This window comes from Massilia sp. LjRoot122 (genome assembly GCF_964252725.1).
Lineage (GTDB): Bacteria > Pseudomonadota > Gammaproteobacteria > Burkholderiales > Burkholderiaceae_D > Telluria.
In genome coordinates, this window is sequence record NZ_CAXUPB020000001.1 from 1,317,272 (window position 1) to 1,333,826 (window position 16,555).

General features: G+C 63.8%; 16 protein-coding genes. 1 reads left to right on the forward strand and 15 read right to left on the reverse strand.

From position 1 onward, the window contains the following. Positions 1-76 precede the first annotated feature (76 nt). Positions 77-697: a methyltransferase family protein gene (locus ACSQ25_RS05765; protein ID WP_436104753.1), complete on the reverse strand. Its 621-nt coding sequence runs from the start codon at positions 695-697 to the stop codon at positions 77-79. A gap of 486 nt (positions 698-1,183) precedes the next feature. Between ACSQ25_RS05765 and ACSQ25_RS05770 the strand changes: the two genes are divergently transcribed. After that, a complete protein-coding gene (locus ACSQ25_RS05770; RefSeq protein WP_436104754.1) occupies positions 1,184-1,750 on the forward strand; it encodes a hypothetical protein in 567 nt (188 codons plus the stop codon). A gap of 23 nt (positions 1,751-1,773) precedes the next feature. On the opposite strand, the gene ACSQ25_RS05775 is transcribed toward ACSQ25_RS05770, so the two are convergent. The 14 genes from ACSQ25_RS05775 to ACSQ25_RS05840 are packed head-to-tail and all read right to left on the reverse strand — an operon-like array spanning position 1,774 to position 16,544. Continuing rightward, a complete protein-coding gene (locus ACSQ25_RS05775) occupies positions 1,774-4,056 on the reverse strand; it encodes an Ig-like domain-containing protein (RefSeq protein ID WP_436104755.1) in 2,283 nt (760 codons plus the stop codon). Between the two features lie 24 nt (positions 4,057-4,080). Next, entirely contained in the window at positions 4,081-5,058 is a 978-nt protein-coding gene (locus ACSQ25_RS05780) for a tetratricopeptide repeat protein (RefSeq protein ID WP_436104756.1), read from the reverse strand. An 11-nt stretch (positions 5,059-5,069) separates the two neighbouring features. Beyond that, the gene (locus ACSQ25_RS05785; protein ID WP_436104757.1) at positions 5,070-6,011 is read right to left on the reverse strand and encodes a type II secretion system F family protein; all 942 of its coding nucleotides are present in this window, start codon (positions 6,009-6,011) and stop codon (positions 5,070-5,072) included. Between the two features lie 18 nt (positions 6,012-6,029). Then, on the reverse strand, positions 6,030-7,004 hold the full coding sequence (locus ACSQ25_RS05790) for a type II secretion system F family protein (protein ID WP_436104758.1): 975 nt from the start codon (positions 7,002-7,004) through the stop codon (positions 6,030-6,032). A 9-nt stretch (positions 7,005-7,013) separates the two neighbouring features. Beyond that, positions 7,014-8,375 (reverse strand): CpaF family protein, encoded by a 1,362-nt coding sequence (locus tag ACSQ25_RS05795; protein WP_436104759.1) that lies wholly within the window; start codon positions 8,373-8,375, stop codon positions 7,014-7,016. Beyond that, positions 8,357-9,622, reverse strand: a complete 1,266-nt coding sequence (locus ACSQ25_RS05800) for an AAA family ATPase (protein WP_436104760.1) — start codon at positions 9,620-9,622, stop codon at positions 8,357-8,359. Before ACSQ25_RS05800 ends, ACSQ25_RS05795 begins: the two co-directional genes overlap by 19 nt. 43 nt (positions 9,623-9,665) lie before the next feature. Then, positions 9,666-10,130, reverse strand: a complete 465-nt coding sequence (locus ACSQ25_RS05805) for a TadE/TadG family type IV pilus assembly protein (RefSeq protein WP_436104761.1) — start codon at positions 10,128-10,130, stop codon at positions 9,666-9,668. Then, the gene (locus tag ACSQ25_RS05810) at positions 10,127-10,588 is read right to left on the reverse strand and encodes a TadE/TadG family type IV pilus assembly protein (protein WP_436104762.1); all 462 of its coding nucleotides are present in this window, start codon (positions 10,586-10,588) and stop codon (positions 10,127-10,129) included. Before ACSQ25_RS05810 ends, ACSQ25_RS05805 begins: the two co-directional genes overlap by 4 nt. Positions 10,589-10,597: 9 nt before the next feature. Beyond that, a complete protein-coding gene (locus ACSQ25_RS05815) occupies positions 10,598-11,950 on the reverse strand; it encodes a pilus assembly protein TadG-related protein (RefSeq protein ID WP_436104763.1) in 1,353 nt (450 codons plus the stop codon). Next, a complete protein-coding gene (locus ACSQ25_RS05820; protein WP_436104764.1) occupies positions 11,951-12,226 on the reverse strand; it encodes a pilus assembly protein in 276 nt (91 codons plus the stop codon). It lies immediately after the preceding gene. A gap of 8 nt (positions 12,227-12,234) precedes the next feature. Beyond that, positions 12,235-13,740: a type II and III secretion system protein family protein gene (locus tag ACSQ25_RS05825; RefSeq protein ID WP_436104765.1), complete on the reverse strand. Its 1,506-nt coding sequence runs from the start codon at positions 13,738-13,740 to the stop codon at positions 12,235-12,237. Between the two features lie 12 nt (positions 13,741-13,752). After that, positions 13,753-14,577, reverse strand: coding sequence for a Flp pilus assembly protein CpaB (gene cpaB, locus ACSQ25_RS05830; RefSeq protein ID WP_436104766.1), 825 nt, complete (start codon positions 14,575-14,577; stop codon positions 13,753-13,755). A gap of 1 nt (position 14,578) precedes the next feature. Next, complete coding sequence (locus ACSQ25_RS05835; RefSeq protein ID WP_436104767.1) at positions 14,579-15,955, reverse strand: ATP-binding protein; 1,377 nt, start codon at positions 15,953-15,955, stop codon at positions 14,579-14,581. 13 nt (positions 15,956-15,968) lie between these two features. Beyond that, entirely contained in the window at positions 15,969-16,544 is a 576-nt protein-coding gene (locus tag ACSQ25_RS05840) for an A24 family peptidase (RefSeq protein WP_436104768.1), read from the reverse strand. Positions 16,545-16,555: the final 11 nt, after the last annotated feature.

Genomic DNA, 16,555 nt, shown 5'->3' on the forward strand with positions numbered 1-16,555 from the left:
CGCCGGCCGCGGTCGGGTAGTCGCTCGATAGTGCTATACACGCGTTCAGTGTATCGGCGCCAGCTGAACCGCCGAGTCAGTAAACAAATGGGATTATTCTGTACCGCGTACTCCCAGCATAGGTGCGGTACGCTTCGTCCTTCATCAGATGCTCCTCTTCCCGATGAATTCTGGCCACAAGCAAAGAGATGACCGCAAAATATACGAGCGCATTGGTGATAGAAAAATTGGCCAGGAGGTAGCCAGACAGCATCACAAAATAGCTGGCGTAGAGCGGATGCCTAATATATCGATACATGTTGCTGGTTTTAATTACCCGCTTTGCTGGAACGAGGGCAAAACTTCGGTTAAGAGAGACCAGGCCGAAGATCAGCATTACCGCGCCTGCGCTGGTGAGGTAATTCGCGGAGTGAAGGAGGCTGTAGTCGGCCGGGCGGAAGAAGAAAGTGGAAAAAGTGCCAGCGACAGCTATCAACCAGTCCAGCGGCCTCGTGGAAACTGTTGCCGGGTCTGTTCGGAGAAGGTAGAACACTGCGCTCAGCGTTTCGGCGATTACAAGTAGGATGAGAGACAACTCACCAGTCTCTAGATACTTTTGCAGATGAACTACCGAGAAGAACAACCACAAGATAGCGAGGCAGAAGCCACTCGCGATACTGACGCCGCGTGATCCTGCAATGTTCGAGATTGGTAGCATGTCGTACTCCGTGGTCCACTAGACTAAACAATACATGCGGTGGACCGATGCAGAAAGTGACAAATGCCATTTTCTGCGGGTGCTAATCAACCGAAAATGCTCAATGCGTGCGTTGTCCCGATCGTCAACATTTCATTTAGACTGTCAGGACACTTCCCGAATTTCGGCGTGACAGTATTACGGCACACCTCGCCGAAATCGACATGGTAGGTGATCGCCGCACATTGCCGCTCGCTCATCTAGCCGCCCCGGCTGCGGAGGCATCGCGCGCAGCTAGAGGCCGATGCTGAGTTAGGGTTATTCCGGAGTGCTCTTCGACTTGAGCGCATCTGCTTTACTGCTCAGCGGTTCCCCGCAGGCGTGGTTTGGGCTTCGAACGGGCTACGGTCCAGCCAACGTCGTGTCGGCCTGCGATTGCGGAGGATGGGTGATTGCTTCACACTAGCCCAAGCCCGGCAACTCCGCTGGACCCGAAAGGACGCACACATGGGCTATTCCATCGCCTGGATCGCCGTACGCGGCGCGACGAAAGACCAGATTCTCGACCGCTTGTCATTGGCCGACACGGGCGATACCGACGACGCCAACGAGAGTCCGGTCTCCGGCGCGGCACTGCCGGGAGGGGCCTACCTGGTCTTCTTCAACGACATGGCGCATCCGGCCACGCAGGCGGCGAACATGGCCCTGTTGTCCGATGGATGCGAAGCACTCGGTTGCCAGGTGGAGGAGCACGTCATGGCCAGCGCGGCGTTCATGTACAAGGATGGCGCCAAGGTCTGGGACGTCGTCCACCTGGCGGAAGAAGGTCTCTACCATCTTGCGGTGGACGGAACGCCTCCCCCGCTGCTGGATACCATCCATGCCGAAATGAAGGCGACTCAGGATGAGGAAGGCGGCGCCGATGCCGACGTGGACTGCCTGTTCGAAGTGCCGCTCATGCTGGCGAACGCGCTGTGTGGATATCGCCACGACGAGGTGGCGCTGCTGTCCGGGGAGACGCTCGCGTTCACCGAACTTGTTCCCTCAGTGCCTGGCACCGGGCGCAGGCACTGAGGGTCGTGGACCTCGGCACTCGCTCAGTCGGTCACCGGGTAGGACTTGGTCGTGACCATGCCCGAGGGCGAGGTGACCTTGACGGTGAGCGCGCCATTGGTGACCGGGTTGGAGCAGTACAGCGGCGGCAGGCCGGCCGGCGAGGTCTGGGTGGCATCGCTCTGCATCTGGATCGTATAGATCCAGGCCTGGGCGCTCGGTTCGCTGGTATTCGGCACGACGTAGCTGCGTTCGCTCAGGATTGTACCGTTCGATGCCAGGAATTCGATCTTCGAACCGGCCGGGAGGATATTCCCCGGCAGATCGAGCGGTAGCCGCAGCGGCTCGACCCCGGCGCGGTTCAGGACGAACAAGGTCGGGTTGGTGTCGCGAATGGCCAACTGCAGCGTGACTGCCGTGTTGACGAAGGGCGTGCCGTGGACGCAGTGGCTCAGCGCCACCGACTGCGGCCCGAGCGAGGTGATGGCGGCTGTACTGGTTGACATCACCTGGACCAGGGCACTGCGCACGTGGGTGACCAGGCGGGTCGCGCCAACAGGCTGCTTCAGCACGCCGTTGTAGACGCCATCCCCTTTGCTATCCCAGCCGCCGCTGGCGTTCGAATCGATGAAGATCTCGTTGGTACCGCGCGCCGCGTTCCCGCTCGACCAGCCATCGTCCGGTCCGGCGGTGGTGCGTGCCGGAATCCAGTTGGCGTCCGGCGCCCAATTCGCATTCGCGTTGCGGTGGGTGATGGCGCGGTCGTTGCGGAAGGGTTCGCCCAGGTCCTGGAAGGCGTCCTTGGCCTCGTCGAAATAAATATTGGTTCCCGCGGCATCGTCGAAGCTTTCCTCGCCCAGCGCATAGGCCAGCACGGTCACGCGGCCGTCCGCGGGACGCGGGTTGGCGGCGCAGAAGCGCACAGTGCAGGAGCCAGGTATTCCTTTTTGCTGAACGACGGTACCGTCGGTCAGTGTGGTGTTCACCAGCCCCGTAAGGCAGGAACCGTCGATCGTGCCACCTTCCGCGGTAAAGCTGACGGCGGTGCCGTCCGGCGCCGGATTGTTGAAGTGGTCGGCCAGCCGTACCGTGACCAGCGACCCGGTCGGCGCGGGACAGCCGCTGACGTTCATGCCTTCGACGTTGAAGATTTCGGTCGCCAGGGTGAAGCTGTTCTGGTCCGGCACGCCGGTGGAGACCACCAGCTGGTCCGACATGGTCGTGATTGCCGTTCCGGGCACCGTCGCGATGACGCGCACCGGCGTGTTCACGGTGCCGCCGGCGACCGTGGTACTGGCGGTGCCGTCGGCGCCCGTGGTGGACGAAGCCGGATTGAGGGACAGTCCGCCGACCGTCGTGGTGAGCGAGAAATCGATGCGCTGGCCCGACAGGGGATTGCCGTTCCTGTCGCGCAGCTTGAACACGACGGTCGAGGATTCTTGGCGCCCGGCGCCGCCCGTGCCCTTCAGCGAGATGTTCTGCGGCAGGGCCGACACGAAGGCCAGCTGGCCGGGCAGCGCAGCCTCGACGCTGACGGTCGCGGTCTGGGTGGTCGAGGCGCCCGCCAGGATGGTCGAGGCGGTGACCACGTCGGGCGCGCCGCAGCCCTTGTCGACATACGAGGTCGTCGCCACCCCGCCAATCGTGGTCACCGGAGAACTGATTTCGGCCTTGCCCGCGGCGGCGCAGGGGGACGTGAAGCTGACCGACTGCGCCGGTGCGAAGGGCGTGCCGCCATCCAGCAGGGTCACCGACAGCCGCGCGGTGGCGCCGGCGGGCAGGGGCGTGGGGCTGACCGACAGGGTGCTCATCGTCAGCTTCGGGAAGGCCACGGCATAGCTGACGCTGCCGGTGGCGTTGGCGCCGTCGCGGCTGGCGGTGGCAGTCACCGTGAAGGCGCCGGCCTGGCTGCCAGTCCCCAGCTTGATGCTCGCCATGCCCGAGGCGTCGGTCAGCGCGCTGCCTGCCGTGGGGACCATGACCGCGCTCGCGTCGGTACTGGTAAAGCGGACTGCCACGTTCTGAACGGGATTGCCATTGCCGTCCTTGACCAGCGCTTTCACCGTAGCCGGCGCATTTGGCGTCACCATGGTGGTGGCCGCGCCGGCGGCATCGGTGAGCGTGACGACGAGCGGCGCCAGCGCGGCGGGGGCGGCGGGTGTTCCGGGACCGGCCGCTGCCGTACAGGACGGTAGGGCCGAATTGCGGGTGCCGTCGAGTGTCCGGCAGCCATCTCCTCCGTCGCCACCGCCGCCGCAGGCTGCCAGCAGGCAGGCAAGCGTGCCGGCGGCCGTTGCCAGGGCTGTGCGCTTCGTCGTTGTTCTCATGGACGCTCCTCTAGGATGGATTGATTATTTGTTGGTGGCAGCGGTCAGCAGCGCAGGGGCTGGCGCCAGCGCGGCATCCTTGCCGAGCAGCAGGCGCAAGTCGGCAGCTGCCTGCGGCGCGGCCGGCGCCAGGACGGCTTTGCCGCCCAGCGCAAGGCGCAGTCCTTGTGCCTCGGTTTCGAAGCCGGGACGGAATTCGATCCGCGTCTTCGGTTGGCCGAAGGGTTTGGCGTTGGTCAGGCGGGTCGCCCGGTGTCCCTGCGTGGCCAGCGCATCGCGGAAGCGCTTCGCCAGGCCGGTGGCGCCGTTGCCGTTGGCGATTTCCAGGCGCAGGTCCTTGCGCGCCGCCGGCGCAAGCTCCGGCGAAGGCGGGGCGGCCTGTACCTGGCGCAGTTCGTAGACATTGGGCGCGCTTTGCACCAGGCGCAGGCCGCCGGCTGCGGGCTCCGTTGCGGCGGGCGCTGAAGCGGGGGCAGGCGCAGGCTGCGGCGTTGCCGCCAATACCGCGGTCGGTGCGGCGCCGCGCTGGCCGCCGCCTTCGGCCAGCTGCAGGTTGTTCAGCGCGCGCTCGTTGCCTGGCTGGAGGGCAAGCACCGCGCGGAAGGCGTCGGCGGCGGCGGCATAGTCGCCCTGCAGGTAGTACACGTAGCCGAGGTTGTTCAGCGGCTGCACCAGTGCAGGGTGGTCGGCGCACACCGCCAGCAGCATGGCCCTGGCCTGGGCCAGCCGTCCCTGCTGGGCGTGGATTACCGCGGCCGCCATGCGCGGCAGGGGGGCGCGCGGATCGCGCGCGGTGGCATAGTTGTAGGCCGTCATGGCCTGCTCGAGTTCTCCGCGCTCCTGGTGGTAGCGGCCGAGGCGGTAATAACTCGATGCGGCGTCGTTACCGCCGTGCCGCACCTGCTGCGCGGGGTGGAACAGCGCCTGCAACGGGGCGGGAACGTTCCTGCAGGCGGGCAGCAGGGTCACGGCGAGCAAGGCCAGGACGGTAGGTGTGCGCATGGTGTGTCCTTTCACTGGTTGCCGGCGAAGGTCGGCAGCAAGACGCGGTAGATCTGGATGAAGGCGGGGCCCATCAGCACCACCAGCAGCGACGGGAAAATGAAGAAGATCAGCGGGAACAGCAGCTTGAGCGCAATCTTGGCGGCCATCTCCTCGGCGCGCTGGCGGCGCTTGGTACGCAACAGCTCGGACTGGATCCGCAGCGATGCCGCGATGCTGGTGCCGAAGCGCTCGGCCTGGATCAGCATGGTCACCAGCGCATCGACGTCCTCGACCCCGGTGCGGGTCGCCAGCCCGCGCAGGGCCTTTTCCTTGCTGCTGCCGGCGCGCAGTTCCAGCGTCACCAGGTTCATTTCATCACCGAGGACGCGGCTCTTCAGGCAGATCTCGGTCGCCACGCGCGCGATCGCGGCATCCATGCCGAGGCCCGCTTCCACGCAGATCGTCATCAGGTCAAGCGCGTCGGGGAAGTTCTCGAAGATCTCGCGCTGGCGCTGCTTGATCATCTTGTTCAGGACCAGGTTTGGGAGGTAGTTGCCGAAGGTGGCCGCGCTTAGCACATAGAACAGCATGACCGTGGTGGAAGAGCTTCCGCTCTTCACGCTCATCGCGAAGAAGACCACCAGCGGCAAGCCCAGCGCTAGTACGGTTTTGGTGGCGAAGAAGATGATGGGAGCTGAGGCTTGGCGAAAACCAGCAGTCATGAAGCGTACGCGCACCGCCGAGTTCTCGGCCTCTGCATCCGGCAGCGACAGCTTGGCGACCGGTCCGGCGGCGGCAACCACTTTCGTCAGCCACGATGGCGTGCCGTCTCCCGGGACCTCCACGCTTATGCCCACGGCGTTGAGCCGTTCCTGGATGGGCGAAGCGCCGAGGACGCGGAAAGCGAAAAGGGCCAGTCCAAATACCATGCAGAAGACCAATCCCAGGAAGCCGATCTCGAGTAGTGTCATGGCATACTCCTTGGTTGGTTAGACGCGGATCTTGATGATCTTGCGCATGAAAAAAAAGCCGAGAATCATCATGAATAACGCAAACCCGACCATTTTCTGGCCGGCTGGGTCTGTGAACAGTACATGGAGGAATTTTGGATTGGTGAGCTGGATCATGCCGGCCGCGCCGAAGGGCAGCAGACCGAGCACCCAGGCCGACATTTTTCCTTCTGCCGACAGCACCCTGACCTGGCCCAGCAGCTTGAGACGGTCACGGATGATCTTCGAGATGTTGTCGAGCAGCTCGGACAGGTTGCCGCCGGTCTCGCGCTGGATCAGTACGGCGACCACGAAATAGCGCAGGTCGGTGCTGTCGACCCGGTTCGCCATGGACATCAGCGCGTCGCCCATAGCCACGCCGAAGTTGACCTCGTCGAACACGGTCGCGAATTCCCCGCCGAGCGGATCCTTCATCTCGTCGCCCACCATCTTCAGCGCCGTTGGAAAAGCATGGCCGGCGCGCAGGGCGCGGCCCATCAGGTCGAGTGCGTCCGGCAGCTGGGTCTCGATCCGCTGCAGGCGCTTGTTGCGTGCGCGCAGGAGCACCTGGAAGGGCAGCGACATTGCGGCGGCGGCGGCGGCCAGTTGCAGCGGGAAGGGCAGCGCGAACCACGCGGCGGCGGCCCAGGCTAGCAATGCTGCCGCCAGCGATGCTGCGCCGAAGCCCCCCAAGGTCCATTGCTTGCCGGATTGGGCCAGCAATCTTTCCAGACGGGCTCCATGGGGCAACACCGCCATGAGACGTTGCAGGACAGGGCTAGCGCTGGCCATCTGCTTCTTGGTTATAGACACGGCCTCTTTTTCGTCCAGGCCTGCGGACATGGCTTGGACCCGCTTGGCCAGACGTTGGGCCTCGGGGCCTTTCGACGCGTTCCAAGCCACATACAAGCCTTCGATCAGCAACACCACGGCTACAAAGATCAGGGTGGCGAACACGAAATACAGGTAGTCCATGGGGCGCTCCTAGGCGAACTGGCGGGTCGGATCGAACACGCTGTCCGGGATGCTCACCCCATAGGTACGCAGCCGCTCGAGGAAGCGTGGTCGGATGCCGGTGGCGCAGAAATGGCCGATCACCGTACCGTTCTCGCCCAGGCCGGTCTGCTTGAACTGGAAGATTTCCTGCATCGTGATGACATCGCCCTCCATGCCAGTCACTTCCTGCAGCGACACCAGCTTGCGCTTGCCGTCAGTCAGTCGCGATACCTGCAGCACCACGCCCACCGCGGAGCTGATCTGCTGGCGCATCGCCTTGCTCGGCAGGGAGGAGGCCGCCATGCTGATCATGTTTTCCAGGCGGGTCAGGGCGTCGCGCGGGGTATTCGCGTGGATGGTCGCCATCGAGCCCTCGTGGCCGGTGTTCATCGCCTGCAGCATGTCCAGCGCCTCGCCGCCGCGCACTTCGCCCAGGATGATGCGGTCCGGACGCATCCGCAGCGCGTTGCGCACCAGGGCGCGCTGGGTCACCTCGCCCTGGCCCTCGATGTTCGGCGGGCGCGTCTCGAGGCGCACGATGTGCGGCTGCTGCAGCTGCAGTTCGGCCGCGTCCTCGATCGTCACGATCCGTTCTTCCGAGCTGATGAAACCGGAGATCACGTTCAGCATCGTGGTCTTGCCGCTGCCGGTGCCGCCCGAGATCAAGATGTTGACTTCGGCCTTGCCCAGCCCCTGTAGGATGTCGGCCATGCCCGGCGTCATGCTTTTGTAGGCCACCAGGTCCTGCAGGCGCAGCGGGTCGGCGGAAAAGCGCCGGATCGACACGATCGGACCGTCGATGGCCAGCGGCGGGATGATGGCGTTCACGCGCGAGCCGTCCGGCAGGCGCGCATCCACCATCGGGCAGGATTCGTCGATGCGGCGGCCGACCCGCGAGACGATCTTGTCGATGATCTTCAGAAGGTGGGCGTCGTCGCTGAAGCGCACGTCCGTCAGTTCGAGCTTGCCGCGCCGCTCGACGTAGACCTGGCTGTGGGTGTTGATCAGGATGTCGGACACCGAGGGATCATCCAGCAGCAGTTCGAGCGGCCCCAGGCCCAGCATCTCGTTCTGGATGTCGCGGATCAGGCTGCGTCGCTCGATGTCGTTGATCGGCGCCGTCTCTTCGTCGAGCATTTCCTCGACCAGCAGCCGCAGTTCCTCGCGGATGCGTTCGGGCGACAGCTTCTGCAGGCTTTCCAGGTCGACCCGGTCGAGCAGGGCCTGGTGGATGCGGTGCTTGACCTGGGCATAGCCAGCCGCGTTGGCCGCCCGCTGGCAGGCCAGTGCGGCTGGCGCGCCGTTGGCTTTGGCCAGCCGGTCCCTGAGCGTCAGGATTTCGGAATCCATGCCTGTTTCTCCTCGAATACTGGTTCCTTGGCGGTCGCTGCCGGTGCCACTACCGCTGGCGCGGCATGCACCGCTTCGGGCGCTGTGCGCTTCGTCTTTTTCAGCAGCCGTGATAGCCAGCTCTCCTTGACGGCGGCATCGTCCCCGGCCAGCACGTGCGCCAGTTCGTCGAGCGCCTTGGCGATCGGGCTCTTTTTCGCCAGCTTCAGGATGGGCACGCCCTGGTTGACCGAGGCCGCGGCGGTCTCGTAATGGTTGGGGACCAGGCGCCACACCGGTGCGCCGCAGGCCGTCTCCAGGTGCTGCAGTCCGATCTGGGCTTTCTTCTGGTGGCGGTTGACGATCACCTTGACCTTCTCGGCCGGATAGCCGAGCGAACGGAAGACTTCGAGCAGGCGCTTGCCGTCGCGGACATAGGGCAGGGTGGTCTGCAGGACGGGGAAGATGGTGTCAGCCAGGTCGAGTCCGCGCAGCCCTACCGGATCGAGGGTACGCGCGACGTCCAGGACCACGAAGTCGAACTGGCGGCGTGCCAGGGACAGCAGCGTATCGACGTGTTCCGGCCTGACGTCGCCTGCATGCACCGGGTCGTCCGGCGCGGCCAGTACCGACAGGGTCGGCGTGATCGTCATCATGCTGGCGCCGAGCAGCGAAGCGTCGAGGCGGTGCATCTGCAGTGAGACGTCGGCCAGCGTGGCCAACGGCTTCTGGTCGGCGAGGAACAGCGAGGCATCCCCGAACTGCAGGTTCAGGTCGATCAGGGCCACTTTCTTCCCGGGGAGCGCAGCCAGGGTATAGGCCAGGTTGGTCGCGAGGAAGGTGGCGCCGCTGCCGCCCTTGCAGGACACGAAGGCGAACACCTTGCCGTTCGCCTGTTCGTGCAGGTTGAGCTTGTCGGCGACGCGCGCCACGGCAGGCAGGAGACTGGCCGCGCTGACCGGCGCCGGCAGCACTTCGCGCACCCCGGCGCGCATGGCTTCCATCATGAACTCGACGGTTTGCATGCTGGACAGGACCACCGCCGTCATGCGCGGATGGGCGGCGACCAGCCGCTCCAGCCGCGCCAGGTCGGGGCCAAGCGGCTGGTCGAGCAGCAGCAGGTCCGGCATGGCGGCGACGGCGCCGCTACTGAAGCGTTCGAGCGAACCGGAGACGACGCCGACCTCGTCGGCCGCGCTGCGTTCGCGCAGCAGCCTGGCGATCTCCAGCAGGTGTTTTTCACTACGCGATACGACGGCTATTTTCACGATGACTCCTTTTCTTGCGCTAGTCTGCTAGATACACAGATGTTCACGTACACACCGGATTGGGTACTTCTACACCGCTCAAGCCGATGACGCTGCTACGCATGCTTTCCCTGGGCAGCGTGGTACGAAATGGCTGGAATTTCATCGATGAATCCATGAACGGATTAAAGGTAGGTACATTGATTGGCTTGATGGAGACCTCCACCTGAATGCAGGTACTCGTCGTGCAGCCATCCGGTTTGTAGGCAATATCAATGTGATCGGTCTCAATCACAGGGAACAAGGCATTCATCCTGCTTTTGACCGCACTGTCGGCGAGGTCGCAAACGACTGCCAGGCGGGCTCCCAGGCGCGTGGCTTCGGTGGCAGCGTTCCAATAGAAGAGGATCTTGCCAAACTCGATGATCCCGAATAGCAGGGGAAACAGGATGAGGGCAGCAATCAGCGCGAATTCAACTGCGGCCAGGCCTCCCTGGCTGTGTCGATAACGGTAGATGGAAGAGTTCATGGCGCCTGCATCATCGTGGCGTGAATAGGGCCGAACACGACATCCGGAACGAAGGCTGGTGCCATGCTGCGGAACGTGAACCCGGATATCTCAATACGTACCAGGTTGAGCGTGCCGCGGCCGGTGGACTGGAGGTCATAACCGTCTGGATCCGAGATCCGGTCGATCACGCGTACGTAGTCTGCGGACATGCCCGGTACGAGTGGTTTGACGTCGCCGCATGACTCTTGTGGAAGCCCGCAGACCACCAACGACCGCGCCACACGAATGTCGGCGTCGTTCCCCGGCGCATATTGCGACAGATAGCGAACACCATCGCGCACACCTTTCGTCAACGCGTTGTACTGGTAGATGGCGCGGCCGAACTCGGTAATGCCGAACACCAGCAAAAGCAGGGGAACCAGCAACAGGGAAAGTTCGATAAGGACGGCACCAGATTGTGATTTTGCGGCACGCACATTGCTCTCCTACTGGACCAGGGTTGGCACGAGGGGGCCGTTGGTGCCACCCGCCAGCCCGGTGCTGCGGCATGGGCTGCTTGGAGAATTCGCCATGCCGCGCCACTCCAGGTAGATCGTTCCGATCGAACCGTTCGACATCGGGTTCAGCATCAGTACGCAACCCATGCCACGAATCCTGGTAGGTGCCGGTGCCTTGCCGCATTCGATGAGGGGAACTGGCACCAGACGGCGCTCTGCTCCATACTCCAGATGCTCGGACTGCGACAACGGATTACCGTTGACATTCCCATTCGGGCCTTTTTCCGCATAGTCCTGCTTCGAGAACGGGGTATGTGCAGCTTGTCTGGCCCGGTAGTCCGTGTAGGCGGATTGGTTAAAACCAATCGTGGCACTTGGGTAGGCGTAGCCGGTCTTGTCCGGTGCGACATCGGCAGGTGTGGGAGCATTGGCGCCGTTCGGGTAGATGCCGAAGCGCGTATTCCAGGCGCTTTTTGCTCCTTGCTTGACTCCCTGTTCCCGCACGTCGCTTTCGTCGACCCTGATATTGCACACCGAACCTTTTCCGAGCAGCTGATCGCGGATCTCGCTGGCACCACCGGCGCTTGGGGTGAAATCGACCCAGCGGAAGGTGGTGCCCGCTAGCTCGGCATCATCGTCCGCACCTGTCCCACGGTTGAAGCTCTCGGTGATCCATTGGCCGACCTTGACTGTGCCATCATCGGCACCTGCAGTGGTTTCATACCCAAAATTGGGAGCGGCTGCGCCCGTCTTGGTACATATGCCAATCGGGGCAGCATTGCAGGCGCTCTGACCTGGTGCCAAGGTAGCAACCGCGCTCGCCTGGATTACTCTTGGCTCGGACACAACTGAAAGATAGGCTCTTAGCACCTGCATGAAGCGGGGGGGGATCGCTGCGGACCTGGCAGTGCACATGACGAATTTTGAATTGGGATGAGCACTTAAACGCGTTTTGAAGTCTTCGATTGGCCCGACCTCAGTATGAAATTTGACATCGTCAGGTGCGATCGTCACCGCAGCGTCCTGGAAATCGCTGGTGTTACGCGCAGCAACGAAGATACCGGCTGCCTCAGCATCATGCAAAAATCCAACCTCACAAAGGCCGCCCGCTGGATCGCATACCAATTGTCCGGCTGCGGCGAGCGCGCAAGCGTCGGCCGCATTTTGCAATTCGGTCTTGTTGACGAACAGGCGTCCGAGGTCCAACACAATGCCGGCAAAGCCGATCAGGACTGCAAGGGTCAGCGCAATCAGGATGGCAACGCCACCACCCTCGTGGCCGGGCATGCGGCGTCGGACAAGTACCTTGGACAAATGAGGGAGGGCCATGATGTCCACCACTTAGCGTGCGCCTCCGACGCCGATCGTGAACACGTTCGGCTGCGGCTGCGGTGCGCGATAGGTTTTCTGATAGGCGTCGTAGGCGCTCTTGGCTGCTTGGCCGTCGATGCCGCTGATGGCGCGGCGCTCGACGCCGGCCTGTGGATACATGATCTGCTGCGCCATGGTCAGGCCAACGCTGCTGCCGAGCGCTGCGTTGGTGTTCTGCATGGCGCATCCGGATACGGCCAGGGCGAGCCCGGTCAGGACGGCGGAAAGTAGCGGTTGCATGCGCATGATCGCTCCTATTTCAGGTCGAAACCCGTTGGCGCGGCGGCGGTGACCGGAGGCTTCGCGTCGGCCCTGGTCTTGCCCTCCTGGCGGCCGCCGAGGAAGAATTCGGAACGGCTCGGTTCCACGTAGTCGTCGGTCGGCAGGCGGTAGTCCGTCGGTAGCGGCTTGACCAAGCGCGGCGTGATGATGAAGACGAGCTCGGAACGGTCGGTCTGGAATTCGCTGCTGCGGAACAGGGCGCCGAGCACAGGAATCTCGCCCAGCATCGGGAATGCCTTGACGTTGGTCGTGACGTTATTCTTGATCAGGCCGCCGATGGCGAAGCTCTGGCCGTCGAACAATTGCACGGTCGTGGTCGCGCGCCGGGTCGTGAACGAGGGCAGGATCGCTGTGGTCGAGATCCCGGTGGCGGTGATGCCCACCCCTTCCTTGTTCAGGTCGGACACCTCCGGCGCCACTTTTAGGTTGATCCTGCCGCCTTCGAGGACGGTCGGCGTGAATTTCACCGCCACCCCGTACTCCTTCTCTTCCAGGGTAATGGTCGGAATACCGTTGTTCTGGGTCTGGCTGACCGGGATAAAAATCTTGCCGCCAGCCAGGAAACTGGCTTCCTGTCCGCTGATGGCCATGATGTTCGGCTCCGCCAGCACCTTGATCAGGCCATCGCGCTTTTGCGCATCGATGCTCAGGAAGTTGCCGTTGCGGTTGTTGAAGGCGTCGAGCACGCTGGGATTGCCGGAAAGCAGATTGGAGAGGAAGCTGTAGGTCCAGCTGCCATTGGTCCGGCTCGCCCCGATGCTGACGCCGAGCTGGTCGATCAGAGTTTTCGAGATCTCGGCAACCTTCACTTCCAGCATGACCTGCTGGGGTGCCGCGACCGACAGCATATTGATGACCTTGACCTTGCCTTGGGCGCCGGCACCTGCGGCTCCGGCAGCCGCGCCGGCTGCGTCGCCGCTGCCGCCGGTCTGGCCGCCGCGCTGCGCATAGGCGTTCGCGAGCGAGAGCATCTGGTCTAGTTTTACCGCATCCGACACCACGCCGGACAGGATCACGGAATCCGCAGCCGTCGTGATCTTCACGTCCTTTTCGCCAGCCAGCAGCTGCTCGAAACGTGCGGCGAGTCCGCTGGTGTCGAGGTCCACCGCAATGTCGATGATGGTGGCGTCGCCCGCCTTGTTCCAGAGGATCAGGTTGGTGCTGCCGACCGACTTGCCCAGCATGTAGAGCTCACCGGGGTTGAGCAGGATGACATCGGCCACGCGCGCGTCGCCGACCGACAGGCGGGCCGCCGGAAACGGCAGGCGCATGAGCGTCGATTTGCCTTCCGACAGGGTGACCTTGGGTGCGATGGTCGATGTGGACGGACGTGGCAAGGTGCTCTTCTCCAGTGCCGTCACGCGTGCTGCCCGGTCAGCAGCCGCTGCCGGCGCGGTGCATGCCAGTGCCGCCAGCAAGGCCGCTGCCAGCCCCGCGCAGGGTGTCTTTACTGCCTTGTGTGTCCAGGTCGCTTGCATGGTCCGCCCTCGTCAGAAGTGTTGGGTGCTGCGTTCGAGGCCCTTGATGACATCGACCTTGTGTTGCGGCTCGCGCGCCACGATGAGCTTGCGCACCGCCGGACGCGGCCGCGCCACCACCGGACGCACCAGTCCGAGCAGGGCGTGCTTGGTCGCGCCCTGCGTGCTCACCGGGTCGGGATCGATCTGGTTGCGCAGCACCAGCGAGAGCGTGCCGACGCTGCGGGCGAGGTCGAGCTTCTCGGTCTGCTCGGGCGTCAGTTCGAGGGTCACCGCATTGACGACCTTGGCCTTGGTCTCGTCGCGGTTGGGATCCTGGGCGACCGCCAGCACCAGGATGCGTTCAAGGACGATCTTCGAGATCGACGCATCCTCGTTCTGGCCGCCGCGCGGCGCCGCATTCTGGGTGCTCACCAGGACGTCGACGAAATTGCCGGGGAGGGCGAAGCCGGCCACGCCGACCACATCGTTCACCCGCACGGTCATGGCGCGCTTGCCGCTGGCGACGACGGCGGACAGGCCGCCGAGCGTACCCGGCGGCGCCAGCTTGGATTCCATGACGGGTTCGCCGCGCTGGAGCGTCGTATGCACGACCCGGCCAGCTAGCGCTTTCGGATCCGAAAATGCACCGGGAGGCATGGCGCCGGTTGGCCAGTCGACCAGGCGCACCATCTCGGGCGTCAGGCGCGAGCCGAGGCCGACGTCGACCATGGCGACGGCAACCTTGCCTGTATTGCCGGAAGCACGCTGATTGATCCAGCGCACCGCCACGAACACGGCGCCGAGTGCAAGCAGCAGGGCGAGCCCGAGCATGAGAAGTCCACGCGTATTTTTCATGTCATTCACCTTCGGTCATGTGGGCCGGCGCCGCCTGGACCCCGGTAAAGTAGTTGTTCCATGCCCATTCGAGGGCCTGCGGCGTCAGGGCGGCTTCCTCGCCGTCGTAGGCGGCGCGGTCGCGCACCTGTCCCACCAGGTCGCGCGGATAGCAGGCCAGCAGGGGGCGGCCTTCGCGCGCATGCCGCTCATGCAGGAGGTAAACGAAGGAGTCTTCATCCCAGGCAATGCCGGCCCCGGCGCACACGCTCTTGAAGATACTGCGGTAGTCCTCCTCGACAACGGGGCCGACGTGGATCTTGTAGCCGATGCGGCGCAGGAAAGCGCCGTCGCCCAGCTCCGCCGGCGGCAGGTTGGACGAGAACACTACGATCACGTCAAAGGGCACCTCGAACTTGTAGCCGGTGTGCAGGGCCAGGAAGTCGATCTTGCGATCCATCGGGACGATCCAGCGGTTCAGCAGGTCGGTGGGTGAGCAGCGCTGGCGGCCCAGGTCGTCGATGATGAAGATGCCGTTGTTCGCCTTCAGGTGTGGCGGCGCCTGGTAGTAGCGGGTGGTATGGTCGAATTTCAGGTCCAACATGTCGAGCGTCAGTTCGCCGCCGGTCAGCACGGCCGGGCGCCGGCAGCAGATCCAGCGCGCATCGCGCGTGCCGCGGCGGTAGAGCGTCTCGCCGCTGGAATCGCAAACGGTGCCTGGGGCGTGCACGACGGGGTCGTACACCTGGACGACTTCGCCACCGGCAAAGATCGCATACGGTACGCAGATGTCACCGCTCAGCAGCCCGGACAGCCGCTCGGCCAGGTAGGTCTTGCCGCTGCCGGCCGGGCCGTGGATGAACATCGCGCGGCCGGAGTTCATCGCCGCACCCAGCTGGTCGAGGATCCCCGCGTTCACGACGATGTCGCCGAAGTGATCGTGGACCCTGGCCCGTGGAATGCACATGCTGCCGACGCTGTGCGAGCGGACCGTGGCGCAGTAGTCGTCCAGGCTCACGGGTGCCGGGCCGGCATAGGCGCAGCGGCCCAGGAATTCGGCGCCGCGCATGCGTCCCAGGTCGGTCAGGCGGTAGCTGATGTCTGCGTCGGTTCCAGTGCTGCCCGAGCGGTTGATCTCGCAGAGTTTTTCGGTGCGCAGGTAGCCGATCAGGGCATCGATGACGCCGACGCTCAATTTCATGCGGCCGGCCAGTTCGGTCAGGCGCAGCTGGCCGCCGAGGAAGAGGGTCTTGACCGCCAGTTCGATCAGGAAGATGAAGGGCAGGCCGGTGTCCTGCACCGTACGCGGGGCGGGGGGGAGCGTGGCTCCGGCAGGTCCGCCGCGCTGGCCGGCCTTGCCCAGGGAGCCTGGGCTTGACTGCATCTCGATGGTATCCATGGCGGCACCCGTACTAGGAGAGGAAAAACAGCTGGACCAGGGTGCCGGCGCAGATGGCGACCGCGTACGGCATCTTGCCGACCGAGGGCGGGTCGGGCATGGCGTTGGCAGGGGAGCCGCTCAGCTGGCGGATATGGCGCTGAATTAGCATCAGGCGCAGGTTGGCGAGCAGCTCGAGCAGCATTTTTTTTCTCGCAGCCATGCTGAGTGCCAATATGCCGCCAGCTGCCATGCTGAAGAGGATGACGCCGAGAATCTCACCGACTCCGAGGAAGGCGCCGATCATGCCGACCAGCTTGACGTCGCCTGCACCTAATACGCCGAACGCGAACAGCGGGAACAACGTGACTATACCCACGCCTAGTCCCGACAATGCGAACCATACGCCTGATCCTTGCGGGGCGATTGTATGGAACAGAATACCGATGACCATGCCCGTAGCGACAAGCCAATTCGGAATGCGCCGTTCGCGTACGTCAACCAGGGCAGCCACGAAAAGGAGGATGAGTAGAGCAGCAAGATGCAGAGCAAGGGCATACGAGCTGAAAATTTGCAACTCACTAGCAAATAGTGGAAGACTAAATTTCATGGTTGCCGGAT

Bases quoted from the DNA above. Each gene is read 5' to 3' on its own strand.
- ACSQ25_RS05765 (WP_436104753.1), bottom strand. From the start codon at position 697: ATGCTACCAATCTCGAACATTGCAGGATCACGCGGCGTCAGTATCGCG.
- ACSQ25_RS05770 (WP_436104754.1), top strand. From the start codon at position 1,184: ATGGGCTATTCCATCGCCTGGATCGCCGTACGCGGCGCGACGAAAGAC.
- ACSQ25_RS05775 (WP_436104755.1), bottom strand. From the start codon at position 4,056: ATGAGAACAACGACGAAGCGCACAGCCCTGGCAACGGCCGCCGGCACG.
- ACSQ25_RS05780 (WP_436104756.1), bottom strand. From the start codon at position 5,058: ATGCGCACACCTACCGTCCTGGCCTTGCTCGCCGTGACCCTGCTGCCC.
- ACSQ25_RS05785 (WP_436104757.1), bottom strand. From the start codon at position 6,011: ATGACACTACTCGAGATCGGCTTCCTGGGATTGGTCTTCTGCATGGTA.
- ACSQ25_RS05790 (WP_436104758.1), bottom strand. From the start codon at position 7,004: ATGGACTACCTGTATTTCGTGTTCGCCACCCTGATCTTTGTAGCCGTG.
- ACSQ25_RS05795 (WP_436104759.1), bottom strand. From the start codon at position 8,375: ATGGATTCCGAAATCCTGACGCTCAGGGACCGGCTGGCCAAAGCCAAC.
- ACSQ25_RS05805 (WP_436104761.1), bottom strand. From the start codon at position 10,130: ATGAACTCTTCCATCTACCGTTATCGACACAGCCAGGGAGGCCTGGCC.
- ACSQ25_RS05820 (WP_436104764.1), bottom strand. From the start codon at position 12,226: ATGCGCATGCAACCGCTACTTTCCGCCGTCCTGACCGGGCTCGCCCTG.
- ACSQ25_RS05825 (WP_436104765.1), bottom strand. From the start codon at position 13,740: ATGCAAGCGACCTGGACACACAAGGCAGTAAAGACACCCTGCGCGGGG.
- cpaB (WP_436104766.1), bottom strand. From the start codon at position 14,577: ATGAAAAATACGCGTGGACTTCTCATGCTCGGGCTCGCCCTGCTGCTT.
- ACSQ25_RS05835 (WP_436104767.1), bottom strand. From the start codon at position 15,955: ATGGATACCATCGAGATGCAGTCAAGCCCAGGCTCCCTGGGCAAGGCC.
- ACSQ25_RS05840 (WP_436104768.1), bottom strand. From the start codon at position 16,544: ATGAAATTTAGTCTTCCACTATTTGCTAGTGAGTTGCAAATTTTCAGC.